Source organism: Streptomyces sp. NBC_01166, from assembly GCF_045039765.1.
Lineage (GTDB): Bacteria > Actinomycetota > Actinomycetes > Streptomycetales > Streptomycetaceae > Streptomyces.
The window spans coordinates 8131073-8155611 of record NZ_CP108613.1; the positions used below are offsets into that span (position 1 = coordinate 8131073).

Consider the following 24539-nt stretch of genomic DNA (forward strand, 5'->3'; position numbering starts at 1 on the left):
CGGTGTACTGGCTTTGCGCAAGAATCTGAAAGGGCTTGCAGAAATCCTTGACGGCGGTACGGACGGAGCGGCAGGCTCCGACACGTTCCCCCCACGGCAGCCTGGCGCGTGGCTGTCTTCGAGGGCACAGCTGTGCCCTGTCGTCGAAGGAGCCGCACATGCAGCACCGATTCCGCCTGATCGGCGGAACGCTGGCCGGAGTCATGACCGTCGCCGGTCTCACCCTGCTCGCCCCCTGGCAGTCGCAGGCGACACCGCCCGGCGAGAAGACCGTCACCGTCACCATGTTCGAACGGCCGTACGTGGATGTGGCGTCGGCCTGCACCGACCAGCTCGGCCCCGCCGGATACGGCTACGTGCAGGTGTCACCCGCCACCGAGCACATCCAGGGCGACCAGTGGTGGACCTCGTACCAGCCGGTCAGCTACAGGATCGCGGGCCGTCTGGGAGACCGCGACGCCTTCGCCGCCATGGTGGAGGCCTGCCACACCGCCGGGGTCAAGGTCGTCGCCGACGCCGTGGTCAACCACATGGCCGCCGGGTCCGGGACGGGCACGGGAGGAACGGCCTACACGAAGTACGGCTACCCCGGTTACTTCGAGGATGCCGACTTCCATGCCTGCCGCACCGCCATCAAGGACTACACCAGCCGTAGCGACGTGCAGAACTGCGAACTGGTGGGACTGTCCGATCTCGACACCGGCAAGGAGGGGGTCCGCTCCACCATCGCCGCGTACCTCGAGGACCTGCGGTCGATGGGTGTCGACGGCTTCCGCGTCGATGCGGCGAAGCACATGGCGGCCGATGATGTCGCAGCCATCAAGGCGAAGATGAGCGATCCCGGCTTCTGGGTGTCCGAGGTCATCCATGGTGGCGGGGAAGCCGTGCAGCCCGAGGAGTACGCCGGAATCGGCGACGTCGACGAGTTCCGTTACGGAGGCCACCTCAAGAGCGCTTTCCAAGGAGGCGGCATCGCCCAGCTGAAGTCCGTCGCCGACGGAAAGCTGAGCAGTGACTCCGCCCGTACGTTCGTCGACAACTGGGACACCGAGCGCAACGGCTCGACGCTGACCTACAAGGACGGCGCGGCCTACACCCTCGCCAACGTCTTCATGCTCGCCTCACCGTACGGTTCACCGAACGTCTACTCCGGTTACGAGTGGTCGGACAAGGACGCCGGCCCGCCGAGCGGCGCAGACGGCTGGACGGGCACGCACACCCAGCAGGCGGTCACCGGCATGGTCGGCTTCCGCAACGAGGTGGGTGCGGCCGAACTGACCGACTGGTGGGACGACGGCGGCAGTGCGATCGCTTTCGGCCGTGGAGACAAGGGGTTCGTCGCCCTCAACAACGCGGACGGCGCCCTGGAGGAGACCTTCACGACCTCGCTGCCCGGCGGCACGTACTGCAACGTCGCCGCCGCCTCGCCCGACGACTGCGACGGCAACACCGTCACGGTCGGCGACGACGGCACCGTCCAGGCCACGGTGCCGGCCCGCGGGGCACTGGCGCTGCACACCGGAGCCCAGGCGGGCTGACCGAAGCCGCGACACGGACCGACGACGCGCAGGACGGAGCCCGCTCCGTCCTGCGCGTCGTGGGCCGACCCGACCGAACGGCGACACCATGAGCGAATCCCCTGAAGCGAGCGGCACGACCACCTTCATGCACAAGCAGACCGACGTTCTCGTCCTGGGCGGCGCGGGTGTGGACACCATCGTCCACGTCCCCGAACTCCCGCTCCCCTTCGCGGACAGTTACATGATCCGGCCGGGCATCGAGACCCGCGCGGGACAGAGCGGGGACTTCGTCGCCCTCGGTCTGCACGCCCTCGGTCTGCGTACCCACCACCTCGACGTGATCGGCGACGACCACGAAGGGGACCTGGTCCGCGCCCTCCACCGCGACCGGGGAATCCCGCTCACCGAGGCATCCCTGCCGGGCGGCACCAAACGCGCCGTCAACCTCGTCGGCCCGGACGGGCGTCGGCTCTCCCTGTACGACGCCGCCCGCTCGCAGGAATCGGACCGGTTCGAGGAGGCGACGGTCCGCGCACTCGTCGCCGCGGCCCGCCACGCCCACGTCGTCATCACGCATCCGTGCGCCTTCACGCTGCCGGTGCTCCGTGAGGCCGGCGTGACCGTCTCCACCGATCTGCACAACTGGGACGGCGTCGACACCTACCACGAGCCGTTCGCCCTCCAGGCGGACCACGTGTTCCTGTCCACCACCGCTCTGACCGACCCGGAGCGCACCATGCGTGACATCGCCGACCGTGGAAGGGCCCGGACCGTGGTCGCGACCGCGGGCGCCGACGGGTCGTACCTGCTGTACGACGGCGAGGTGACGCACACCCCCGCCGTCACTCCGCCCGCTCCGGTGGTGGATTCCAACGGCGCCGGTGACGCCTTCGCCTCAGGGTTCCTCCTCGGCCTGCTGAACGGTGAACACCCCCGGCGCTGCGCCCTGTACGGGACGGTGGCCGGCGCGTACGCCTGCACCGTCCCCTCGACGCGCACCGATGCCATCGGCCTGGGGGAGCTTCTCGCCAGGGTTGCCGAGGTGGAGAGGGACAGTGCGGCAGGTAACCGAAAGTGTTTCGAAACTTTCGAAAATTAGCGTTGTGGTTCTGCTTCAGGAATCAAGGCTTCCGAAGGCTTTCTCTGGGTCGGTGTCATCAAATAGGGGATTGAACTGCTGTTATCTGCATGACCGGAACGCTGGACCCGATCGAGAGTTTCGTGATTCGTGCGGAAACTGTTGACTCTTGACGGGTACCGCTCAACACTGTCGGCATCGCCAGGCCACAAGCCCCGGCGGTCCCGGGCCGTGCGCACGACCCGGTCTCCCGGGCCTCCCCGCAGGGCCGTCGGGCCCCCACGCGCCGCCTGGCTCCCAGCAAGCCGTCACAAGGAGGAAGCATGAACATGGACAACACCCCCACCCGGCCCGTGAGCCGCAGAGGCTTCATCGGCCGGGCCGGCGCCCTGGCGCTGGCAACGTCCGGACTGATGCTGCCTGGCACCGCTCGCGCCGACACGGTCATCACCACGAACCAGACGGGCACCAACAACGGCTACTACTACTCGTTCTGGACCGACGGCGGCGGTTCCGTCTCCATGAACCTCGCGTCCGGCGGCAGCTACGGCACCTCGTGGACCAACTGCGGCAACTTCGTCGCCGGCAAGGGCTGGGCCAACGGCGCACGCCGGACCGTGAACTACTCCGGCAGCTTCAATCCGTCCGGCAACGCCTACCTGACTCTCTACGGGTGGACGGCGAATCCCCTCGTGGAGTACTACATCGTCGACAACTGGGGCACCTACCGCCCGACGGGCACGTACAAGGGCACGGTCACCAGCGACGGCGGTACGTACGACGTCTACCAGACGACCCGCGTCAACGCCCCCTCCGTCGAAGGCACGAAGACCTTCAACCAGTACTGGAGCGTCCGCCAGTCGAAGAGGACGGGCGGGAGCATCACCGCCGGCAACCACTTCGACGCCTGGGCCCGGTACGGGATGCCACTGGGCAGCTTCAACTACTACATGATCATGGCGACTGAGGGCTATCAGAGCAGCGGGAGCTCCAATATCTCGGTGAGCTGAGCCCCCTGAGCCACCCCCGGCCGGGCACGGAGCCTCTCGGTCACCATGCCCGGCCGGGTGCTTTTCGGACGCTGTCAGACGGGCGCCACCTTGCGGCCGGTGTCCGACGGGCGGCGGTTCCCGTAGAGCTCCCTCTCGATCTCCTCCAGGCTCCTGTTCTTCGTCTCCGGCACGAGGGCGAGAGTGAAGAGCAGGGCCAGCAGGGAGACGCCGGAGAATATGAAGAAGGTGCTGGAGGAGCCGATACCCTCGACGAGCATCGGGAAGAACTGGGAGACGAGGTAATTCCCGCCCCAGAGGGCGAAGGTGGCGATGGAAGCGGCCACTCCGCGGATATGAGTCGGAAAGATCTCGGAGATGATCACATACGTGATCGTGCCGAAGGAGACCGCGAAGAAGGCCACATAACCGAGGATCAGCGTCAGCAGCAGAGGCGCGTTCGGGTGCGGGCTGCGGAACACCAAGCCTATGCAGGCCAGCAGCACGGTCATGGCGGCGGCGCCGGTCAGAAGAAGCGTGCGGCGGCCGACCCGGTCGATGAGCCACATCGACACGAGTGTGGCGGCCACGAGCGTCACGCCGATCAGGACGGTGCTCGACATCGCGTCGTTCGTCCCCAGACCCGCCGATTTGAACACTTCGGGGGCGTAGTAGAAGATCGCGTTGATTCCGGTGATCTGCTGGAAGAGCGCCACCCCGAAGCCGATGACGAGCGTCTTGCGGAAACGGGGCGCGAGTACGTCCCTGACACCGGCCCTCCCGCCCTCGACGGCCATCGAGGCCTCGATTCCCGAGAGTTCCGCTTCCGCGGACCCCCTCGTGGGAGTGATCCTCAGCAGGACGTCCAGGCCCTCGGCCCTGCGTCCCTGGCGTATCAGCCAGCGCGGGCTCTCGGGGACGAGGAAGAGCAGAGCGAAGAAGACCACGGCCGGGACGATGCCGATGACGAACACGTAGCGCCAGCCGTGCTCGATGTTCCAGGCCTCGGTGGAGGCACGTGCGATGAGTGCGCTCGCCGAGAACACCACGAGGTTCCCGACGGTGTTGAAGAGCTGGTTGAAGGAGACGAGCCGTCCCCGGAGGTGCGCGGGTGCCACCTCGGCGATGTACAGCGGTGCGATCGTGGTCTCCGTACCGATGCCGATGCCGACGAGGATGCGGGCGGCCACGAGCAGTTCCGCGTTGGGCGCGAGCCCTTCACCGAGCGCCCCCACGAGGAAGACGACCGCGGTCCCCAGCATGACCTTCTTACGGCCGACGGCATCGCTGAGACGGCCCGCGACGACCACCCCGATGATGCAGCCCACGATGATGCTCGACGTCACCCACCCGAGGCCGCCGGCGCTCAGGGCGAAACGGTCCTGGATGAAACCGGCCGTCCCGGATATCGCTCCGTTGTCGAAACCGAAGAGGAAGCCGCCGACGGCGGTGACGCAGGTGATGACGATGACGCTACGCATGTGACCGGCGGAGGGCCGGGTCGTGCTTTCCATCAGAACCTCCGTGGTGAGTGGCCGGGACGGCGTTGTCCCGGTCCGGTTCCCGGTGTTCCGCGGAGCTCCGCGCCGCGGAGCCCCGTCGGATGTCGGATCAGCCCCGTGTGCCGTCGGTCCGGGTGTCCGAGCGCCGGGCGGGCCGGAGCGCGGATTCGCTCACGGTCACCCGGGACAGGAGGGCGGCGGGGGAGTGGGTCTCGGTCAGACCGGCTGTGACGCCCGCCGCGTTGGACGCCCCGCACGCGGCCGCGAGACGGAGATGGGCCGCCCAGCCGGCCTCCGGGGCGCCGAGCAGGCTCCGTACGAGCCCCGCGCAGAAGGCGTCTCCGGATCCGACGGCGCTGCGCACCGGGACCTCGGGCGCTCGCACCTCGTACGCCACGCCGGCGGTGTACGCGCGGGCGGGACCGCCGCCGTCCGTGACGATGACGCAGCGGATGCCCGAGTCCAGCCATTCCAGGGCCCTGGCCCCAGGATCGCCGGGCCCCAGGGACAGGAGTTCCTCCCGGTTGACCTTGACGACGTCCGGCAGGGCCGCCGCGCCCCGGGCGAGCACCTCGCCGTGCGCGTCCAGCACCGACAGGACCCCCCTGTCGCGCGCCTGGGTGATCCAGCGTGCGTACTGGTCGGAGGGGACACCGGGCGGGATGCTGCCCGTACAGACGAGCGCATCGCTGTTCTCCAGGACGTGCCCGAACGTGCTCTCCAGCGCGTCGAGTTCGGGCTCCGTGACCTGTGGGCCGCTCGCGTTGTAGACGGTCGCCCCAGCAGGGTCCGACAGATCGACGAGCACCTCGCAGACCCGGGTGCCCCCGGCGGTCGGGACCAGGGCGGAGTCCAGCCCCTCCGCCCCGAGCAGATCCTCGAAGAGCCGTCCGGTGGGGCCGCCCGAGAAGTCGAGGAGCCGGGGAGCGGGCACCGGCGTGGACGTCCCGTGTCCACCGGCCGCCAGTTGGGCGAGGACCCGGGCCACGTTGACGCCCTTTCCGCCGGCGAGTGTCTCGCTGCGGGTGAGGCGGTGGACCGAGCCTGGCCGGTTGGCCTCCACGGCAAGGAGCCTTTCGACCGCACTGTTGAGCGACGTGATGGCGATGTTCACGATGTCTCCTTGCCGTCGTGGCCGGGGTGCGGACCGCCGGACCGTGTCAGGGCGTCCCGGGCGATGGCAGCCGCGCCGGAGGCGACGGGCTCGGCCAGCGGACTGATGTGCAGTGGAAGCTCCCAGCGCTCACGCCGGTGCGCCGCCATCTCGGGCCGCCTGAAGAGGGAGCCCATCAACGCGACCTGACCCGGCTGCCTTCCGGCCAGTTGACACATCTCGCCGATGGTGGTGCGCGCGAGGTCGGCGAGGTGATCGAGCGTGCCGCGCACGACCGCCGCCGGACCCGCCCCGGCCGGCAGACCTGCCAGGGTCAGCAGCCCCTCGGCGCTCTGCGCCGCCTCTCCGGTGGGGCCGACCGTGACGTGCAGTGACGGGAGGCTGCCGGACCGGGTGGCGGCGAGATCGGCGAACAAGGCGTCGAAGTCCCCGCCGTGGAACAGTTCGGCGAGCAGTTGGACGACCTTGCCCGAGGGGATGGGACAGCCGAGCAGGAAGCCCTCGTCGTGCCACGCGCGCTCGTGGTCGAGGCCGAGTTCGTATGAGCGTGCCCGCGGGGCGAACGTGTCGGTGCCGACCATGAGGTACTCGGAGGTGCCGATCGAGTCGAAGACCTCGGCCCCGCTCATGGCGTGCACCTGACGGGCGGCCACGACCTGGTCGTGGCCACCGATGACGATTCGGGCGCCGGGGGCGAGGGCAACCCCGGGGAGGGACCCGGCCAGGATGTCCCCGGCGACCGCCCCGGTGGGCAGCGGGGGCGCGAAATGCCCGGGGGTGAGGCCCAGCCTCTCCATCGTCGGCGCGTACGGGGCCAGGGTGGCCAGCTCGAAGCACTGGCTGTGAGTGATCTGGCTGGCCGCGCAGGCCCATTCGCCCGTCATCCGGTGGGTGACGAACGTGCAGAAGTCCACCCAGCGAGCCGTCGCCCGCCATACCTCCGGCTCGTGTACGCGCAGATGGGCCGTGCGCTCCGGAGTCTGGTCGAGCCGGTGCCGCAGCCCGGAGACCTGGAACTGCTCGAAGGAGTCGAGCCACCGGACCGTCTCCGCGTCCAGGGCCCGCACCGGGCGCCGCTCCCACCACGCCAGCGACGGGTAGAGCATCCGCCCCGTGCTGTCCACGGCGACGGACTCCTCCTGGCCGAAGGACGCCACGGCGGCCCCTCCGAGCGGTCCGTGCGGGGCGGCCGTCGTCCGCGCGTACTCGGCGATGAGCTCCGACACGGCGCGCCAGACGGCTTCGGCGTCGTGGAACACGAGCTTGCCGGCTTCGAGCGTGGGCGTGCGGATGCGGCCGGCGGGAAGCGGTGTGCCGTCCTCGTCGACACCCGCCACCTTGATATGGGTGGTGCCGATGTCGATGCCGAGAAACCACATGGGTCGGGGCCTTTCCTCGGAGCGGGTGGGATCAGAGGCCGAGCTTGCCGGGGTTGAGCACACCGTTCGGGTCGAGGGCGCTCTTCAGGCGGCGCAGCAGCAGGTGGGAGGAGCCGAGGGAACGCCTGGTGTACGGGGACCTGGCGAGGCCGCCGCCGTGGTGATGGGAGAGCTCGGCCCCGTGTTCGAGGCCCACGCGCATGGCGGTGGACCACACCTGCTCGAGCCGGCGTACGGCCTCCTCGTCGCTCGGGGCCTTGCCGCGCAGGATCAGATAGAGAGAAGTGCCTTGGGTGTAGACGTGCGAGAAGTGGGCGAGGACCTCGTCCGCCAGAGGTGCGAGCGCCTCGGTGAGCGCGTGGTACAGGGGGAGGATGCCGCTCCAGTTGTGAGCCACCTCCACCGTCTCCGCGTATCCGCCGTCCTCGGCGAGCAGATTCTCCACACCGGAGAAGTCGAAGCGCCTGGCCATCCACTTCTCCGTACCGCCGGGGCCGGTGGCGGTTCCGCCGTGCTCGGCCACGATGGAGCCGAGTGCCTCGAACTCCGCGCGGGCGACCGCTTCGAGCCCCTGGGTGCCCGCGAACATCACGGGGCTTTCGACCGTGTCGTCCTGGAGTGCGTGGCGCGCCTCGGCCGTGTCGTACAGCCGCAGTACGAACGGGCGCAGCCCGGCCGCCGCCTGTGCCCGCATCACGGCCACACCCGCTTCCACCGACGGCAGCCGGTAGGTCTCCAGGAGGCGGACGGGCGGAACGGGGAAGATCTTGAGCGTGACGGACGTGATGACGCCGAGCGTGCCCTCCGATCCGAGGAAGAGCCGGCGCAGGTCCGGCCCCATCGCGGCGCGGGGCGACGCCGACAGCCGCAGCGTCTCACCGGTCGCGAGGATCACGGTGTAGCCGACGACGAGGTCCTCGATCCCTCCGTAGTACGAGGAGAACTGGCCGGTGGCGAGGGTGGCGAGCCAGCCGCCGACGCTGGAACGGTGCAGGGACTGCGGCGAGTGGCCGAGTGTCCAGCCCCGCTCCTGGAGTTCGGCCTCCAGTTGCCCGCCGTTGTAGCCGGCGGACGCCTCGACCGTGAGGTCCTCGGTGTTCACGGCGTACGTGGCCGGCAGCGCGGAGACGTCCAGGACGATGCCGCCGCGCACGGGAAGGGGCTGGCCGGTCACGGAGGAGGCGAGGGCGCGGACGGTGACGGGGACGTCGTGGTCCGCCGCCACGGCCAGCACCGCGCGTATCCCCGCCTCCGACCGGGCCGTGACCACGGCGTCGGCGCGATGGGTGTGGCGGCCGAGCATGTCGAGCTTGGTGGAGAGCGGCCAGGAGTCATGGCTGGAGGCAGTGAGGGACGCCTCGTCGGTGTGGACGGCATCCGGCCCGAGCTCGTGTGCCAGGGCGGTCAGTGCGGCGGGGAGGTCTGTCATGGGTGCTCCAGAAATTGCTGATTCCGGGGGAGGCGGGGGCGTGCGCCGAGTGGACGTGGGCCGGAGCCGGCCCGCCGGGGCGGCTCGATTGACAGCCGCTGTGGTGGGATCCTAGGGTCACAATGCAATTCTCTGCAAGCTGCATATTGGAGCGATTTCATGGACGCGCGAACCGGTAAGAAGATCCGCCTCGGGCGGCTGGTCAGGCCCGCCAGCGGACGGGCCGTCGTGGTCGCCGCCTCGCACGGGGTGACGAGCGGCCCGCCCGCCGGACTGCGCAGCACGGCGGAGATCCGGTCCGTCTTCAGCAAGCTGATGACGGCCGACGGCGTCATGGTGACGCCCGGAATGGTCCCGCTACTGGAGGACACGTTCACCGGGCGCGACAAGCCGGGGCTGATCCTCCATCTGGACTGGAAGAACCACGCCCGTGGCATCTATACGCCCGGCGCCGACGGCCGCGGAGAGGGCGTACTCGCCCAGCTCGCCGACCTCGAGGCGGTGGCGGCCGCCGGCGTCGACGCCGTCATGACCTACCTCTACCTGGGGCAGCGCGACACCCGGCTCGAGCGCGCCGAGGTGGAGCGCAACGCCCGCATCGCCCGTGACTGCGAGCGCCTCGGCCTCGGCCTGATCATCGAGCCGCGCTCCGCGCTGGAGGGCGTCGACCCGGACGCGCTCAGCGCCGAGGTCATGAGCATGTACTGCCGGATCTCCGCCGACATCGGTGCCGACCTCGTCAAGGCGCTGTGGCCCGGCTCGCCGGAGGCCTTCGCCGAGGTCACCGAGAGCTGCTACGTGCCGATCCTCCTCGCGGGCGGCAAGGGGGGCGACGACCCGCTCGACACGCTCGAGCTGGCGCACGACGCCGTCACCGCGGGAGGGGGTGGCGTCATGTTCGGACGGCGCGTCTTCCGGGCCGAGCGGCCGGAGCGCGTGTTGTCGGCCCTGCACGCGGTCGTCCATGATGGTGACCCGGTCGACCGTGCCAAGGCGCTCCTGGCCTGAACACGCATCAGCCCGCCGGGGCGTTCAGCCGCGCCACGGCATGTCCGCAAGTCCGCATGTCCGCAACGGAGTCCGAAAGCACCGCGTGACCATGGCAGCCTCGAGTTCCACCACCCCCGTAGGTACCACCCCCAGGGAGGTCATCGCCCGGGATGTGCTCCGTGCGGGGATCGGTGGACGCCTGCCGACCACCGTCCACTACCAGGAGTCGCTGGGGGTCGGCTCCGGCACGGTCCAGAAGGCGCTGAAGGACCTGCGTAACGAGGGTGCGATGTCCCTGGTCGCCCGAGGACACCAAGGCACCTACATCACCGAACTGGACGCGGCCCTGCTGTGGTCGGCGGCCCGGCTCAGCCCCGTACACCTGCTGCTTCCACCGAACGCCCCGCCGGAGTCGATGCGCGTCGCCACGGCGGTGGCGGAACGCTTCGCGCCGGTGGGGGCGTACACGACGGCCGGTCACCTGCGCGGAGCCGAGGCCAGGTTGCAGGCGATCGAGGCCCGCCGGGCGGACATCGCCCTCATGTCCGCCGGAGCCGCCGGAGACCTGCTCGCCGGAGGCCCGGCCGGACATCGCACGCTCACCCTGGGGAGCGGTACGTACTACGCGCCGGGAAGCCTCGTCGTCGTCACCCGTGCAGGCGGGCAGCGGCACGGTGCGAATGGGGCGGAGCCACGGATCGGCATCGACCTGGACTCCGACGACCACCAGCGGCTCACCCATGCCGAGTTCCCCGAAGGCGTGGGACGCTACGTGCCGACCGACTTCACGTCCGTGCCACGGGCGGTCCTGCTCGGCGAGATCGACGCGGGCATCTGGCACACGGTCGACTCGCTGATCCCGCTCGACGCGGCCGGTCTGACCACCACCCCCCTCACCCGCCCGGACGCGGTGGAACTCGCCCGGGCCATCTCCGCCGCGGTCCTGGTGGCGACCCAGGACAACATCCCTGGCGTCCTGCTCTCCCGCGCCACGGGCGACGGCGGCGACCTGCTGGCCGCATCGTCCGTCACGTCCCGGACGGCACTCCCCGGCGGGGACGAACCCCTGCGGCTCCGGGTGTGAACGACGCCGGCCCCGGCGCTCTCAGGCGAGGAACGGGCGCACCAGATCAAGGAGTGCCTGGGGCCGGTGCAGCGGAATCATGTGACCGCAGTCCTCGACGACGTGACCGGTGAGATCGTCGGCGACCGGGCGCAACTGCTGTTCCAGCGAACGCCCCACCGGCCGGGCGCCGACGGCCATCGTGGGCACCGACAGCCGGCCGGCCTCCACGGCTCTCCGGATCTGCCCGCCGCTCGTGGGCATGGCGCGGTAGTAGGCGAACGCGCACCGCAGGGCCTCGGGGCCGGTGTACGCGCTGACGAAGGCGTCCCGGATCTCCGGGGCGATCCCTCCCCCCAGGGTGCCCTGGTCGAGGAACCAGTCGACGTAGGCCGCCTCGTTTCCCGGCAGCACGGTCTCCGCGAGGCCCGGGACCGAGTGGAAGCCGAACCACCACGGCGCACCTCCCGCCAGGAACCCTTCCGCGCCGGGGAGCGGGCCCAGCAGTGACTCCATGAGTACCAGCCGCCTGACGCGCTCGGGGCTGCGCATGGCCATCAGAAAGGCGGGCGGGGTGCCGGCGTCGATACCGATCACGGCCGCGGACCTCTCGCCGCACGCGTCCAGGAGCGCCAGGAAGTCCCCGGCGAGCGTCTCGGCGTCGTAACCGTCCGCGGCGCGCGAACTCGCGCCGAGGCCCCGGAGGTCGGGGGCGATCACCCGGTGCTGTCCGGCCAGGCCGCCCATCACGTCGGTCCACAGCCGCCACGTATGGGGAAACCCGTGGAGCAGCAGGACGGCGGGCCCCGTGCCGGCGGTCGCCACATTGAGTTCCACGCCGTTGACGGAGACGCGACGGAGTTCGGTTCCCGGCACCTGGCTGGGCTGCGCGGGGTTCGGTGCTACGGACACGGTGGCTCTCTTTCGGTTACCAATGGTGACAAGAAAACGATAGGTAACTACTCTGGAGCCGCCAAGACCGCACTTTCATCCCAGGTGGTGAGCTCCAGGTGACCCCTCAAACCACGCGTCCGCCCGTAGGCGCCCGCGGCGATCTGTTCGACCCGCTGTGTCCGACCCGGCGGCTCCTCGACCGGATCGGCGGCAAGTGGACCTCGATGGCCGTCAAGGTGCTGGCGGAGGCCTCCCCTGACGAGGTTCGCTTCGCGGAGTTGCAGCGGCGCATGGCCGGCGTCTCGCAGAAGATGCTCTCCGTCACGCTGCAGGCCCTGTGCCGTGACGGCCTCGTCAGCCGGCGGGTGGAGTCGAGCGTGCCCCCGCGCGTGTACTACGGCCTCACCGATCTCGGACTGTCACTGGAGATCCCGCTGGCCGCTGTCCGTCAGTGGGCCGAGGAACACATGGTCGAGATCGACCGGGCCCAGCAGCTGGCGGACGAGGGTGCCGCCGATTCCTGAGGAACGGCCGGCCCGGTCACCGCTGCCCGGTGCGCGGCCGGAAGGAGCGGTGACAGAGGATGGACAGATCCTCCTCCGGATCCCCCGACACCTGGAGACACGTGTGGCCGGTCGTACCCTTCCCCCGCTCTTCCGTCACAAGCGCGCCTCCGGTGTGGCAGCGGGCCTTGCCTCCGCCCTCGCAGCATGTGTGCTGATGGGGTGCTCCGTCGCGAGCGGCTCACCCGCCGGTGACGGAACCGAGCAGCCGACGAAGACCGCCGACGTGACCCTGCCGACCGCCGGCATGGAGTTCGACTACCAGATCGGCGGAGGCTACACGCCGCCCGACGGGGTGCGCGCCGTATCGCGCGACCGTGAGGACGAGCCGGCCCCGGGCCTGTACAACGTCTGCTACGTCAACGCATTCCAGACGCAGCCCGGCGCGCTGAAGTGGTGGCAGGACACCCACCCCGACCTGCTGCTGCGTGACGACGACGGAGAGCCGATCATCGACGAGGGCTGGGACGAAGTGCTTCTGGACACCTCGACGGAGGCCGGGCGGGCCGAGCTCGCCGGGATCGTCGGTGAATGGATCGACGGCTGCGCGGACAGCGGCTTCCAGGCGGTGGAGCCGGACAACCTCGACTCCTTCGAACGTTCGAAGGGGAAGCTGACGGCGGATCACAACGCCGCCTTCGCCGAAGTACTGGCGGAGCGGGCGCACAGCGCCGGCCTCGCGATCGGGCAGAAGAACACCACCGACCTGCTCGACCGGCACACCACGATCGGCTTCGACTTCGCGGTGACGGAGGAATGCGCCCAGTTCGACGAATGCGGTGCCTACGCCGACGCGTACGACGACCGTGTCTTCGCGATCGAGTACGAGGGCGAGGGCGAAGTGAGCTTCGACGAGAGCTGCTCGGCGTGGGGCGACAGGGTCTCCCTCGTCCTGCGGGACCTCGATGTGCTCCCCGCGGGCGAGAAGGGGTACGTGTACCGGACCTGCTGAGCTCCGGACGCGCTCACCATGGACCTGACGGTGGTTCGGGACAGGGCCGCCCACCACCGGGAGCCTGATCATGGGCGCGAAGAACCTCGGGGGCGCAGGCAGCGGCGGCACCGGCGAAACGCGCGACATGCTCGATCTCTGCGCCCGTAACAGCATTTCCGCCCGGACCGAGATCGTGCCGGCATGTGAGGTCGACACCGGTCTCGACCGTCTGGCCCGCAACGACGTGCGCTACCGGTTCGTCCTCGACAAGACGCGCTGAAGGCCCGGGTAGACGCTGGCGCCCTCCACCCCGAGGAAGACGAACACCGTGGCCAGCATGGTGCCGCGCACCTGGTTGAACAGGGAGCCCGCGTAGTCCGCTCCGCCGAAGTTGTCGGCGAAGACCCTCGCGTCGAAGAAGAAGAGGGCGAGGATGACGAAGACGATGATCGGGACCACCTTGGCCACGGTCACCACCCTGTTGATGGCCGCGGCCTCCTTCACGCCCCGGCGGATGAGGAGGTAGAAGGCCCACAGGCCGGCCGTGGACACGATGACGGCCGGTACGGTGTCGCCGTCGCCCAGGGCCGGCCAGACGGCTCCGATCGTCGACGTGATCAGCACCCAGTACGTCACGTTGCCGACGCAGGCGCTGGCCCAGTAGCCGAAGGCGGAGAAGAAGCCGAGGTACTCGCCGAAGCCCGCCTTGGCGTAGGCGTAGACGCCGGCGTCGAGATCGGGTCGGCGTACGGCGAGGGTCTGGAAGACGAACGCGAGCATCAGCATGCCCGTGCCGGCGATCGCCCAGGCGATCAGCGCCCCGGCGACACCCGTCTCCTGCGCGAAGCGTGACGGGAGGGAGAACACCCCGGCGCCCACCATCGAGCCCACCACCATGGTGGTGAGCGTGAGCAGCGTCATCTTCACCGCGGTGGTGGGGCCTTCGGGGACGTCGGTCCCTGTCCGGGAGCTGGTCATCCTGTCCCCTCATGTGATGCAGATACGAGGGAACTTTAACGGCAAACAGGACCTAACGTCCGATAAGGTGCCTGGGTGGCGGCGGGTCGGGTGGTGCGGCCGGGCTTTGGTGCGGCATCGCGCCGCTGACGACTCGTCACCCGATGGCGGCGGCCGGCCGGGACTTCGGCGGTGAACCCGCGCCGCCGTGACCGGCGGCGCGGCGCCAGGCCGATTCGCGCAGCAGTCGGAGGCCGTTGAGGCCCACGATGACGGTGGAGCCCTCGTGCCCCAGGACGCCCAGCGGGAGCGGCAGATGGCCGACGAGATCCCAGACGACCAGGCCGGAGATGAACACACCGGCGACGACGAGATTCTGCACGACCAGTCGGCGGGTCGCCCGGGACAGGGCCACCACCGTCGGCACGGTCGCCAGTTCGTCACGGATGATGACGGCGTCCGCGGTCTCCAGCGCGAGATCGGAGCCCGCGCGCCCCATCGCGATCCCGACGTGCGCGGCGGCCAGCGCGGGCGCGTCGTTGACGCCGTCACCCACGACCAGCACCTTGCGCCCGGACCGCTCCAACTCGCGGACGGCCGCCGCCTTGTCCTGGGGGAGGAGCCCCGCCCGGACATCCGTGATACCGGCCTCGGTGGCCAGCCGTGCGGCGGAGCGCGGGTGGTCGCCGGTCAGCAGCACCGGGGACCCGTCGGTCAGCCGGGCCAGAGCGGCGACCGTCGCGGAGGCGTCGCTCCGGATGCGGTCGGCGATCCCGAGCACCCCGACCGGCAGGCCGTCACGCAGGACGAGCACCGCGGTGCATCCCGTCTCCTCCAGGGCGGCGGCCGACGCGGCGGCGCCGGCCGCCTCGGGTGCAGCGGAGCCGCGCAGGAGACGGGCGGGGGAGCCGACCGCGATCCGGTGTCCGCCGACATCGGCCGCGACGCCGGTTCCCGGTGCCGAGGTGAAGTCCGCGGCGCCGGGCAGGGGAAGCCGTCGCTCCTGGGCGGCGTTCACGACGGCACGGGCCAGCGGGTGCTCGCTGGGATGTTCGGCGGCGGCGGCCAGGGTCAGCAGTGTGTCCGCGGTCAGCCCGGGCCCGGGCAGCGGGTGGACGCCGGTGACACGCGGAGTGCCCTCCGTGAGGGTGCCGGTCTTGTCCAGGGCCACCGCGTCGGTCTGTCCGAGGCGTTCCATGACGACGGCGGACTTGACCAGGACGCCGTGGCGCCCCGCGTTGGCCATGGCGGAGAGCAGGGGCGGCATGGTCGCCAGGACCACGGCGCAGGGGGAGGCCACGATCATGAACGTCATGGCGCGCAGCAGACTGCCCGTCACGTCGTCACCGAAGGCGAGCGGTACGAGGAAGACGGCCAGGGTGGCGGCCACCATGCCGAGCGAGTAGCGCTGCTCGACCTTCTCGATGAACAGCTGGGTGGGGGCCTTCGTCCGGGACGCCTCCTCGGTCATTGCCACGATCCGGGCGATCACCGATTCGGAGGCGTCCCGGACGACCGCCACCTTCAGCGTGCCCGTCCCGTTGAGCGTCCCGGCGAACACCTCGTCCCCGGGCTCCTTCGCCGTGGGCAGCGGCTCGCCGGTGATGGTGGCCTGGTCGACCTCGCTCGCCCCGTCGAGGACCCGCCCGTCGGCACCGACGCGCTCCCCCGGCCGGATCCGGATGACGTCGCCCACCACGAGCTCCCCCGTGGCGACGCTCTCCTCGCCACCCCCGGCGGTGATGCGGGAGGCGGTGGCCGGAGCCAGATCCAGGAGCCCGCGGACCGCGTCCTGGGTGCGCGCGGTGGCCAGTGCCTCCAGTGCCCCGGAGGTCGCGAAGATGACGATCAGCAGGGCCCCGTCCATCACCTGTCCGATCGAGGCGGCTCCGAGCGCGGCCACGATCATCAGCAAATCCACGTCCAGGACCTTCTCGCGGAGCTCCCGCAGTCCCGACAGGGCCGGCTCCCACCCGCCTGCGGCGTACACCAGGGCGTACAGCGGGCCCCATGTCCAGCCCGGGGCGCCGGTGAGCTCCAGGGGGAGTGCGAGCAGGAAGAGCACAAGAGCCACTCCCGCCCAGCGGGCCTCGGCCAGCGCGAGGACGCGTGTGCGACGCCGGGGGACCACGCCGGCGCGGGCGGCGGCGGCCCGTGAGGGGCGCGGGAGGACATCAGCGGGCATGACGGAACGACCCCTCATGGGCGGCGGGACGACGACGACCTCACCGTACAGGAATATATGAACAGGTCTTCATGTGTCATCCGTAGAATGGTCGGCATGGGTCACGGACGCGACGAGCAGACGACCGCCACCACCCGCGAGCGCCTGGACGCCGTAGGGGCGGCGGGTGTCGCCGCGACCCTCCAGGCGCTGGCCACTCCCTCCCGGCTGCGCATCCTGGCGCGCCTCCAGGAAGGCCCCTGCGCCGTCGGTGATCTGGCCGAAGCGGTGGAGATGGAACCTTCCGCCTGCTCCCACCAGCTCCGTCTCCTGCGGAACCTCGGGCTCGTCGCGGGGGAGCGCCAGGGGCGCTCCATCGTGTACGCCCTGTACGACCATCACGTCGCCGAACTCCTCGACCAGGCCCTCTACCACGTGGAACATCTGCGCCTCGGGCTCCGTGACGCGCCCGCCGAGATCGCCGCCGCGGCGTCGCGCCGCTGAGCACACGACGTCTTCGCGGTGCTGAGCGTACGGCCGCGTCGCGGTACCGGCCGTGCGGTGGTGGGAATCCCGGCGCGCCGAGGGCGTTGAACCATGCGTGAGCTCTTCCATCGCATCGACCCGGTTCTCCTTCCTCGACCGCTCCCGCACCCGCGAGGGGCACGATGCCGCGCAGGCGCTGCGGGACACCGTCACGCTGGCGGGTACCGCGGAGGCCCTCGGCTACCACCGCTTCTGGGTGTCCGAGCACCACAGCGTGCCCGGCGTGGCCGGTTCGGCGCCGACGGTGCTGGCGGCCGCCGTGGCCGCGGCGACCTCGGCCATCAGGGTGGGAACCGGTGGCGTGATGCTCCCGAACCATCAGCCCCTCGTCGTGGCCGAGCAGTTCGGGGTGCTCGCCTCGCTCTTCCCCGGCCGCATCGACATGGGGCTCGGGCGTTCCGTCGGCTTCACCGACGGGATCCGCAGAGCGCTCGGCCGGGACAAGGATGACGCCGGCGCCTTCGCGGCGCAGCTGGACGAGCTCCTCGGGTGGCTGGACGGCAGTCAGCGGGTCCACCCCCAGGTTCACGCCCGTCCCGCTGAAGGGCTGCGCATTCCCCCGTACGTCCTGGCCACCGGTGAGGGCGCCGCCATCGCTGCGGCTGCCGGCCTGCCCCTCGTCGTCGGCGACCTCCGCGGCCGCGACAAGCTGGTGAGGGCGGTCGAGGGCTACCGCACCGGTTTCCGCCCTTCGGCGTGGGCCCGGGAGCCCTATGTGATCGTGGCGGGCACCGTCGCGGTGGCCGGCACCGAGGAGGAGGCGCGGCGGTTGCTGGTCCCCGAGGCCTGGTCCATGGCGTACTCCCGCACCCACGGCTCCTTTCCGCCGCTGGTGGCGGCCGAGCGGATCGAGGCGCTGGCCATGACGGAGAAGGAGCGGGGCCTGTTCGAGAACGGACTGCGCGGCCACCTGGCGGGCACCGAGGAGACCGTGGCCGCCGGGCTGGAGCTGGTGATCAAGGAGACCGGTGCGGACGAGGTGCTGGTCACCACGAGCACGTACGACCGTGAGGCGCTGGTGGACTCGATGCGGCGGCTCGCACGGATCGCGGGCCTGGGGTAAGAGTCAGCCGCCGACGGGGTGGCCGAACAAGAGGTCGTACCCCGGGGGGAGTTGCAGCAGTACGCGTTGGAGCAGTTCCTCACCGGCGGCATCGGCCACCACGCTGAGCACGGCGCTCGTGTCCCAGGCCGCCGTCTGCTCGTTGGCGCCCTCGATCCAGGCGGAGACCGCCCGTACGAACCGTTCGGAGCTGAGCGGTTCGGCGGCCTGCAGCGGGTTGAGGAGAATGAGCGCGAACGTCTCCGGCAGCCGGGCGGCCAGCTCGTTGCGCTCCTCCCCGACCAGATGCGCCCCCAGCAGGGCCAGCACCACGCGGGACGCCCGCTCCGCCTCCAGGCCCGATGGGTAATCGCCGCGTTCCTGGACGGCTTCCAGGAACGGCTGCCACTTCATGTACGTCACCGGTTCCCCTTCGCGGAGCGCGGGCGGAGAGCGGGGCTGGGGAGGGGAAGCCCGTGCCCCGCCCTCCGCGTATCCACCGCATGTCACCTCAATTCCGGATTAACATGTGATCCCGGTGGTGGCAAGCGGAGCCCGGACCCGCAGCCGCGCGAGCCGCGACAGCGGCCTACTCCATGGGGTAGATGTCCCCGCTCGCCATGCCGCTGACCTGCACGCTCTGTGATTCGAGCCGATGCGCCTCGTCCTGGAGGCGCCGGCGCTCCGCGGGATCGGTGGCCTGCTCGGCGGCCTTCTCGAGATCCTCGGCGCGGCCGCGCATCTGCTGGAGACGGCCGCGTACGTCCTCTGACTCGCTCATGATCACTCCCTGGCACTGGGCGGAGCGGACTCCTCCACCGAACCAGGCACCCGGGGGTGCGCGCATCTCAGCGGGGGTGCCGGAAGCGCGGAGTGACCGTGCGTGCGGTGCGCTACTCGAACCGGGAGACGTCCCCGGCTCCCCGGCGTACGATCTCCAGCTCGCCCCCCGAGAAGTCGATGACGGTGGTCGGCTCGGTGCCGCAGTCGCCGGAGTCGAGCACGATGTCCACGACGTGGTCGAGGCGCTCCTTGATCTCCCATCCCTGCGTCAGCGGCTCCTCCTCGTCCGGCAGCAGCAGCGTGCTGGAGAGCAGCGGCTCACCGAGCTCGGCCAGAAGCGCCTGCGTGACCGTGTGATCCGGGATCCGGACGCCGACGGTCTTCTTCTTGGGGTGCAGCAACTGCCGCGGCACCTCTTTGGTGGCGGGGAGGATGAAGGTGTAACTCCCGGGCGTCGCCGCCTTGATCGCGCGGAACACGTCGTTGTCGACCTGGACGAACTGGCCGAGCTGCGCGAAGTTCTGGCACACCAGGGTGAAGTGATGACGGTCGTCGAGGTTCCGGATGGACCGGATGCGGTCGATCCCGTCGCGGCTGCCCAACTGGCAGCCCAGGGCGTAACAGGAATCGGTCGGATACGCGACGAGGGCGCCGGACCGGATGCTCTCGGCCACGGTGGTGATGGTGCGGCGCTGGGGGTTCTCGGGGTGCACGTCGAAGTACTTGGCCATCCGGCGATTCTACGGCCTCGGGGCAGACGCGTTCCGCTTACGGCGTGCGGGGCGCAGGAGTCGAGCGAATCCGCGCCCGGATCGGACCGCTGTCCGTCCCCGGACAGCGCCGCGCCCCCGGCGCCCCCTCGAAGGGGTGCCAGGGGCGCGGGGCGGCTCGCCGGCTGTCAGGCTCCGGAGGCGTCCAGCATGGCCGCACGCTCGACGACCTTGATGCGCTCACGGCCCTGTTCGGCGCCGAGCGCCTGCTCGTGGGCGTCCAGGCGGTGCCAGCCCTCCTTGGTGGTGTACCGGACACCGCGCTGCTCCAGGAAGTCGACGATCGCGTCGGGCCCCGGCTGCGTGGGGACGGGCAGCCGCCCGGCGGCGTGGTCCTCCAACAGGCAGGCCACGGTCTCGTTGGCGTCGCCCTTGGTGTGCCCGATCAGGCCGATCGGACCGCGCTTGATCCACCCGGTGACGTACACCGAGGGCATCGGCTCGTCGCCCGCCAGTACGCGTCCGGCCGCGTGCGGGACGGTGCCGGAGACCACGTCGAAGGGCAGCTTCGCGAGCTCCTCCGAGTAGTAGCCGACCGCGCGGTAGACGCTCTGCACGTCCCAGTCCGTGTGACGGCCCGTGCCCTTCACGTTGCCCGTGCCGTCGAGCTCCGTGCGCTCGGTGCGCAGCGCGACGACGCGGCCGTCCTCGCCGACGACCTCGACCGGGGACTCGAAGAAGTGCAGGAACAGCTTGTGGGGGCGGTCGCCCACGTCCCGGATCGCCCAGTTCTCCAGCGTGGAGGCGACCATGTTGGCCTGCTTGTTCTCCCGCCGGGTGGCGATCGAACCCTCGTCGTAGTCGATGTCCTCGGGGTTGACGATGACCTCGATGTTCGGCGAGTGGTCCAGCTCGCGCAGCTCCATCGGGCTGAACTTCGCCTGGGCCGGCCCGCGCCGTCCGAAGACGTGCACCTCGAGCGCCTTGTTCGCCTTGAGCCCGTCGTAGACGTTCGCGGGGATCTCGGTCGGGAGCAGCTCGTCCGCCGTCTTCGCGAGGATGCGCGCGACGTCCAGGGCCACGTTGCCGACACCGAGCACGGCGACCTTCTCCGCCTCCAGCGGCCAGGTGCGCGGGACCTCGGGGTGCCCGTCGTACCAGGCGACGAAGTCGGCGGCACCGTAGGAACCCTCGAGCTCGATCCCGGGTATGTCGAGGGCGCGGTCGGCGTCGGCGCCGGTGGAGAAGATCACGGCGTCGTAGAAGGAGCGCAGATCGTCCAGGCCGATGTCGTTGGGGTAGTCGACGTTGCCGAACAGCCGCAGCTGCGGCTTGTCCAGGACCTGGTGCAGCGCCTTGACGATGCCCTTGATCCGCGGGTGGTCCGGGGCCACTCCGTACCGGATCAGGCCGAAGGGCGCGGGCATGCGCTCGAACAGGTCGATCGATACGCCCGGCTCCTGGGCGGCCTCGGACTTGAGAAGCGCGTCCGCTGCGTAGATTCCGGCAGGACCGGCTCCGACGATGGCGACGCGGACGGGGCGTGTCATGGAGTGATGTTCCTTAGGGCGGGCGAGCACGGGCAGAGTGCAGCGGGGTAAGGCTTGGCTTACTCCGCTGCCCCCACGGTACGGCCTGCCTCCGGAAGCCCCTGGATCGGGGCGAGTGCATATTTCGGAAATAAAGGGACGTATCAACATCAAGAGGCCCGGATTCTGTGAGCGGATTCCTCCTCCGTCGTCTCACGGGGTTCCAGAGAATGAGACAGCAGCCGACGGGCAGGCCGTACGCCGGTGTCCCTGCGCGCCGCCGGTCCAGGGCGGAGCCATGATGGGCACACGACCGCAGCACTCCGACGAGAGGACACGTGTCATGCCGATCGAGGGCGAGTACGAGCCGAGCCCGACCACGTGGGTCCGTGAGCAGGTCGAGCTCATCGAGAGCTCCGGCGGAACCCAGGGGACCACCTTGCGCGGCAGGCCCGTCATCCTCCTGACCACGCTCGGCGCCAAGAGCGGCAAGCTCCGCAAGACCCCGCTCATGCGGGTCGAGCACGACGGGGAGTACGCCGTGGTCGCCTCCCTGGGCGGCGCCCCCAAGCACCCCGTCTGGTACTACAACGTGCAGTCCCACCCCCAGGTGGAGCTGCGGGACGGGACCGTGAAGCAGGACATGGTCGCCCGCGAGGTCACGGGGGAGGAGAAGGCCCTGTGGTGGGACCGCGCCGTCGAGGCGTTTCCCGACTACGCCGACTACCAGACCAAGACCGACCGGGAGATCCCGGTGTTCGTCCTCTCCCCGGCAGGGAAGAACTGAGGCTCCGGCCGACGAGCTGACCGGCCCGGCCCGGAGGGCACACCGGGGCGGGATGATCCGGGCACGGGCGGGGCGGGCTGATCCGGGCACGGGCCGGCCGGAGGCCGAGGGCGTGGACCGGCCCGCGGCCGGCCTCGGGAGCCCACCGCCCGGGGGCCCGGTCCGCCCCGTACCCCGTACGCGCCTTCCTCCGAACGGCCGAGCACGCCGCGCGATCGCTGCGCGGCCCCGGATCCAATGGACAGGTGACCGCGCCCCCCGACGACTGCCTCGCGCGCAACGAGTGGATCTGCGGCGCCTACCTCACCAGCCGTCGTGAGATTCTCTTGGACGCGACCCTCCAGCACCTCCAGCTGACCGCCGTGTCCGTGGTGCTGGGCCTCGTGATCGCACTCCCACTCGCCCTGGCCGCCCGCCACAGGCGCTGGGCGGCAGGGCCGGTGCTCGGCGTGACCACGGTCCTCTACACGATCCCCTCGCTCGCGATGTTCTCGCTGCTGCTCCCCGTGTACGGACTGTCCGCCGCGCTCGTCGTCGCCGGCCTCGTCCTGTACTCGCTGACCCTCCTCGTACGGAACATCCTGGCCGGACTGCGCGCCGTCCCCGAGGAGACCCGGCAGGCGGCGCGAGGCATGGGTTACGGCCCCCTGAGGCTCCTTCTCACCGTCGAGCTCCCGCTCGCCCTGCCCGCAGCGATGGCCGGGCTACGGGTCGCCGCCGTGTCCGCCGTCTCGCTCGTGACGGTCGGCGCCATCGTCGGATTCGGCGGCCTGGGCAACCTCATCTACTCCGGCATGAACACCTACTTCAAGGCCCAGGTGCTCACCGCCTCCGTCCTCTGCGTCGTCATCGCCGTCGCCGCGGACCTGCTGCTCCTCGGAGCGCAACGGCTCCTGACGCCGTGGACCAGGCGGACCTCGTGAACACCCTCACGGACGCCTGGTCCTGGCTCACCACCTCCGCCCACTGGTCCGGCCCCGACGGCATCTGGAACCGGCTGGGTGAACACCTCTTCCTCACCGTCGTCTGCCTGCTGATCAGCTGTGCCCTCGCCCTGCCGGTAGCCCTCTGGCTCGGCCACATCGGCAAGGGCGGTGCGCTGGCCGTCAACCTGTCCAACATCGGACGTGCCGTCCCCACCTTCGCCGTTCTCGTCCTCCTGCTGCTCACCCCGGTCGGCCGCTGGGACCAGGGGCCGACCATCATCGCGCTCGTCCTGTTCTCGATCCCCCCGCTCCTCACCAACGCCTACGTGGGCATGCGCGAGGTCGATCCCGACGTCGTACGGGCGGCCCGGGGCATGGGGATGACCGGCCGGCAGATGCTGCGGCAGGTGGAGCTGCCCCTCGCCCTGCCGCTCGTCCTCACCGGCGTGCGCATCGCCGCCGTGCAGCTCGTCGCCACCGCCACCCTCGCGGCACTCGTCGGCGGAGGCGGGCTCGGCCGGATCATCACGGCCGGATTCAACCTGGCCTCCACACCGCAGGTCGTCGCCGGAGCCGTGCTCGTCGCCGTGTTCGCCCTGCTCGTCGAGGGGCTCTTCGAAGCGGGCCTCCGGCTCGCGCCTGACCGGAACCGCGGACGGGAGGCGGCGTGAGGGGACTGCGGGGAGCCGCCCGCCTCCTGCCGGCGTTCCTCCTCGCCGCCGCCTGCACCACGGGGCCCAGCCTGGAGAGCCAGGGTGACGTGACCGCGCCGCCCGGCGACAGCAAGCACCTGACCATCGGCTCGGCGGGCTTCACCGAGAGCGACCTGCTCGCCCAGATGTACGCGCTGCTGTTGGACCAGGCCGGCTACTCCGCACGCATCATCTCCGTCACCAACCGGGAGATCTACGAACCTGCCCTGGAGAGCGGCCAGATCGACGTCGTACCCGAATACGCCGCGACCTTCGCCGACTGGCTCAACGCCAAAGCACATGGAGCCGATGCCGCGCCGGTCGGCTCACCCGACCTGGAGACGACCATGAAGGCTTTGCGCCGCCTTGCGGAGCCCCGCGGTCTCACCGTCCTCGACCCCGGCCGCGCCGTCGACCAGAACGCCTTCGCGGTCTCCGTGCCGTATGCCGCGAAGCACCGGCTGAAGACGCTCAGCGACCTCGGGAGATCCGGTCTGCCCGTCCGTCTGGCGGCGGGGGACGAATGTGTGCAGCGCCCCTACTGCGCTCCCGGCCTGAAGAAGACGTACGGCATCGACATCACCGCCGTCGACCCCAAGGGCGTCGGCACCACCCAGGCGAAACAGGCGGTCCAGCGCGGCCAGGACCAGATGGTGCTGACCACCACGACCGACGCCACTCTCGACGACTTCGGCCTCGTCCTGCTGGCCGACGACAAGCGACTGCAGAACGCCGACTACCTGGTCCCCGTGGTGAACCGCGCCCGGGCGGGCAGCACCGGGGTGCGTGACGCCCTGGGGAAGCTCAACACCGCTCTGACGACAGCCGACCTGGCCCGGATGAACGAACAGGTCGACAGCTGGCGCCGGCTTCCCGAGGACGTCGCCCGTACCTATCTGGAGTCCCGGAAGCTGATTCCGAAGAGCTGAGCACGGGCAGCACCGCAGG

24 protein-coding genes and 1 pseudogene are annotated in these 24539 nt (G+C 70.5%); 14 read left to right on the forward strand and 11 right to left on the reverse strand.

Annotation, left to right across the window (positions count from 1 at the left end):
* Window positions 1-158 precede the first annotated feature (158 nt).
* From OG379_RS36755 to OG379_RS36765, 3 genes are all read left to right on the forward strand, one after another.
* Window positions 159-1538 carry an alpha-amylase family protein gene (locus OG379_RS36755; protein WP_405667580.1) on the forward strand — a complete coding sequence of 460 codons (1380 nt, stop codon included), beginning with the start codon at window positions 159-161 and terminating at the stop codon, window positions 1536-1538.
* A 127-nt stretch (window positions 1539-1665) separates the two neighbouring features.
* Window positions 1666-2619: an adenosine kinase gene (locus OG379_RS36760; protein ID WP_405668784.1), complete on the forward strand. Its 954-nt coding sequence runs from the start codon at window positions 1666-1668 to the stop codon at window positions 2617-2619.
* A 308-nt stretch (window positions 2620-2927) separates the two neighbouring features.
* Window positions 2928-3608 (forward strand): glycoside hydrolase family 11 protein, encoded by a 681-nt coding sequence (locus tag OG379_RS36765; RefSeq protein ID WP_393760435.1) that lies wholly within the window; start codon window positions 2928-2930, stop codon window positions 3606-3608.
* A gap of 74 nt (window positions 3609-3682) precedes the next feature.
* Here the strand turns inward: OG379_RS36765 and OG379_RS36770 are convergent, their stop codons facing one another.
* From OG379_RS36770 to OG379_RS36785, 4 genes are all read right to left on the reverse strand, one after another.
* Window positions 3683-5101: a sugar porter family MFS transporter gene (locus tag OG379_RS36770; RefSeq protein WP_405667581.1), complete on the reverse strand. Its 1419-nt coding sequence runs from the start codon at window positions 5099-5101 to the stop codon at window positions 3683-3685.
* A gap of 97 nt (window positions 5102-5198) precedes the next feature.
* Entirely contained in the window at window positions 5199-6203 is a 1005-nt protein-coding gene (locus tag OG379_RS36775) for a 1-phosphofructokinase family hexose kinase (RefSeq protein WP_405667582.1), read from the reverse strand.
* Entirely contained in the window at window positions 6200-7582 is a 1383-nt protein-coding gene (locus OG379_RS36780) for an FGGY family carbohydrate kinase (protein WP_405667584.1), read from the reverse strand. The genes OG379_RS36775 and OG379_RS36780 overlap by 4 nt, the downstream gene beginning before the upstream one ends.
* Window positions 7583-7613: 31 nt before the next feature.
* Window positions 7614-9011 carry an FAD-binding oxidoreductase gene (locus tag OG379_RS36785; RefSeq protein WP_405667585.1) on the reverse strand — a complete coding sequence of 466 codons (1398 nt, stop codon included), beginning with the start codon at window positions 9009-9011 and terminating at the stop codon, window positions 7614-7616.
* A gap of 159 nt (window positions 9012-9170) precedes the next feature.
* Here OG379_RS36785 and OG379_RS36790 point away from each other — a divergent pair, with 159 nt between their 5' ends.
* Window positions 9171-10019 (forward strand): class I fructose-bisphosphate aldolase, encoded by an 849-nt coding sequence (locus OG379_RS36790; RefSeq protein WP_393760373.1) that lies wholly within the window; start codon window positions 9171-9173, stop codon window positions 10017-10019.
* Between the two features lie 91 nt (window positions 10020-10110).
* Window positions 10111-11085 carry a YhfZ family protein gene (locus OG379_RS36795; protein ID WP_405667586.1) on the forward strand — a complete coding sequence of 325 codons (975 nt, stop codon included), beginning with the start codon at window positions 10111-10113 and terminating at the stop codon, window positions 11083-11085.
* 21 nt (window positions 11086-11106) lie between these two features.
* Here OG379_RS36795 and OG379_RS36800 read toward each other — a convergent pair whose 3' ends face one another.
* Window positions 11107-11976 carry an alpha/beta fold hydrolase gene (locus OG379_RS36800; RefSeq protein WP_405667587.1) on the reverse strand — a complete coding sequence of 290 codons (870 nt, stop codon included), beginning with the start codon at window positions 11974-11976 and terminating at the stop codon, window positions 11107-11109.
* Window positions 11977-12074: 98 nt separating this feature from the next.
* On the opposite strand from OG379_RS36800, the gene OG379_RS36805 reads away from it, so the two are divergent.
* The 3 genes from OG379_RS36805 to OG379_RS36815 all read left to right on the forward strand — a co-directional run bounded on the left by OG379_RS36805 (window position 12075) and on the right by OG379_RS36815 (window position 13735).
* The gene (locus tag OG379_RS36805; RefSeq protein ID WP_405667588.1) at window positions 12075-12482 is read left to right on the forward strand and encodes a winged helix-turn-helix transcriptional regulator; all 408 of its coding nucleotides are present in this window, start codon (window positions 12075-12077) and stop codon (window positions 12480-12482) included.
* 103 nt (window positions 12483-12585) lie between these two features.
* Window positions 12586-13473: an endo alpha-1,4 polygalactosaminidase gene (locus OG379_RS36810; RefSeq protein WP_405667589.1), complete on the forward strand. Its 888-nt coding sequence runs from the start codon at window positions 12586-12588 to the stop codon at window positions 13471-13473.
* A gap of 70 nt (window positions 13474-13543) precedes the next feature.
* Entirely contained in the window at window positions 13544-13735 is a 192-nt protein-coding gene (locus OG379_RS36815) for a hypothetical protein (RefSeq protein ID WP_405667591.1), read from the forward strand.
* 8 nt (window positions 13736-13743) lie between these two features.
* Here OG379_RS36815 and OG379_RS36820 read toward each other — a convergent pair.
* Window positions 13744-14433: pseudogene (locus OG379_RS36820) on the reverse strand (amino acid permease); the annotation flags it as partial.
* A 136-nt stretch (window positions 14434-14569) separates the two neighbouring features.
* The gene (locus OG379_RS36825; protein WP_405667592.1) at window positions 14570-16597 is read right to left on the reverse strand and encodes a heavy metal translocating P-type ATPase; all 2028 of its coding nucleotides are present in this window, start codon (window positions 16595-16597) and stop codon (window positions 14570-14572) included.
* Window positions 16598-16693: 96 nt separating this feature from the next.
* On the opposite strand from OG379_RS36825, the gene OG379_RS36830 reads away from it, so the two are divergent.
* Both OG379_RS36830 and OG379_RS36835 read left to right on the forward strand, forming a co-directional pair.
* Window positions 16694-17080: an ArsR/SmtB family transcription factor gene (locus tag OG379_RS36830; protein ID WP_393760357.1), complete on the forward strand. Its 387-nt coding sequence runs from the start codon at window positions 16694-16696 to the stop codon at window positions 17078-17080.
* A gap of 97 nt (window positions 17081-17177) precedes the next feature.
* Window positions 17178-18185 (forward strand): MsnO8 family LLM class oxidoreductase, encoded by a 1008-nt coding sequence (locus OG379_RS36835; protein WP_405667593.1) that lies wholly within the window; start codon window positions 17178-17180, stop codon window positions 18183-18185.
* A gap of 3 nt (window positions 18186-18188) precedes the next feature.
* Here OG379_RS36835 and OG379_RS36840 read toward each other — a convergent pair whose 3' ends face one another.
* The 4 genes from OG379_RS36840 to OG379_RS36855 all read right to left on the reverse strand — a co-directional run bounded on the left by OG379_RS36840 (window position 18189) and on the right by OG379_RS36855 (window position 21207).
* Window positions 18189-18578: a DUF2267 domain-containing protein gene (locus tag OG379_RS36840; RefSeq protein WP_405668787.1), complete on the reverse strand. Its 390-nt coding sequence runs from the start codon at window positions 18576-18578 to the stop codon at window positions 18189-18191.
* Between the two features lie 175 nt (window positions 18579-18753).
* Window positions 18754-18945: a DUF6381 family protein gene (locus OG379_RS36845; RefSeq protein WP_104791486.1), complete on the reverse strand. Its 192-nt coding sequence runs from the start codon at window positions 18943-18945 to the stop codon at window positions 18754-18756.
* Window positions 18946-19057: 112 nt separating this feature from the next.
* Window positions 19058-19678: an L-threonylcarbamoyladenylate synthase gene (locus OG379_RS36850; RefSeq protein ID WP_405667594.1), complete on the reverse strand. Its 621-nt coding sequence runs from the start codon at window positions 19676-19678 to the stop codon at window positions 19058-19060.
* A 167-nt stretch (window positions 19679-19845) separates the two neighbouring features.
* Complete coding sequence (locus OG379_RS36855) at window positions 19846-21207, reverse strand: FAD-dependent oxidoreductase (protein WP_362930293.1); 1362 nt, start codon at window positions 21205-21207, stop codon at window positions 19846-19848.
* Window positions 21208-21529: 322 nt separating this feature from the next.
* Here OG379_RS36855 and OG379_RS36860 point away from each other — a divergent pair, with 322 nt between their 5' ends.
* From OG379_RS36860 to OG379_RS36875, 4 genes are all read left to right on the forward strand, one after another.
* Window positions 21530-21973, forward strand: a complete 444-nt coding sequence (locus tag OG379_RS36860) for a nitroreductase family deazaflavin-dependent oxidoreductase (RefSeq protein ID WP_393760350.1) — start codon at window positions 21530-21532, stop codon at window positions 21971-21973.
* Window positions 21974-22218: 245 nt separating this feature from the next.
* Complete coding sequence (locus tag OG379_RS36865; RefSeq protein WP_405667596.1) at window positions 22219-22896, forward strand: ABC transporter permease; 678 nt, start codon at window positions 22219-22221, stop codon at window positions 22894-22896.
* Window positions 22893-23570, forward strand: a complete 678-nt coding sequence (locus OG379_RS36870) for an ABC transporter permease (RefSeq protein ID WP_405667597.1) — start codon at window positions 22893-22895, stop codon at window positions 23568-23570. The genes OG379_RS36865 and OG379_RS36870 overlap by 4 nt, the downstream gene beginning before the upstream one ends.
* The gene (locus tag OG379_RS36875) at window positions 23567-24520 is read left to right on the forward strand and encodes an ABC transporter substrate-binding protein (RefSeq protein WP_405667599.1); all 954 of its coding nucleotides are present in this window, start codon (window positions 23567-23569) and stop codon (window positions 24518-24520) included. Before OG379_RS36870 ends, OG379_RS36875 begins: the two co-directional genes overlap by 4 nt.
* Window positions 24521-24539 lie beyond the last annotated feature (19 nt).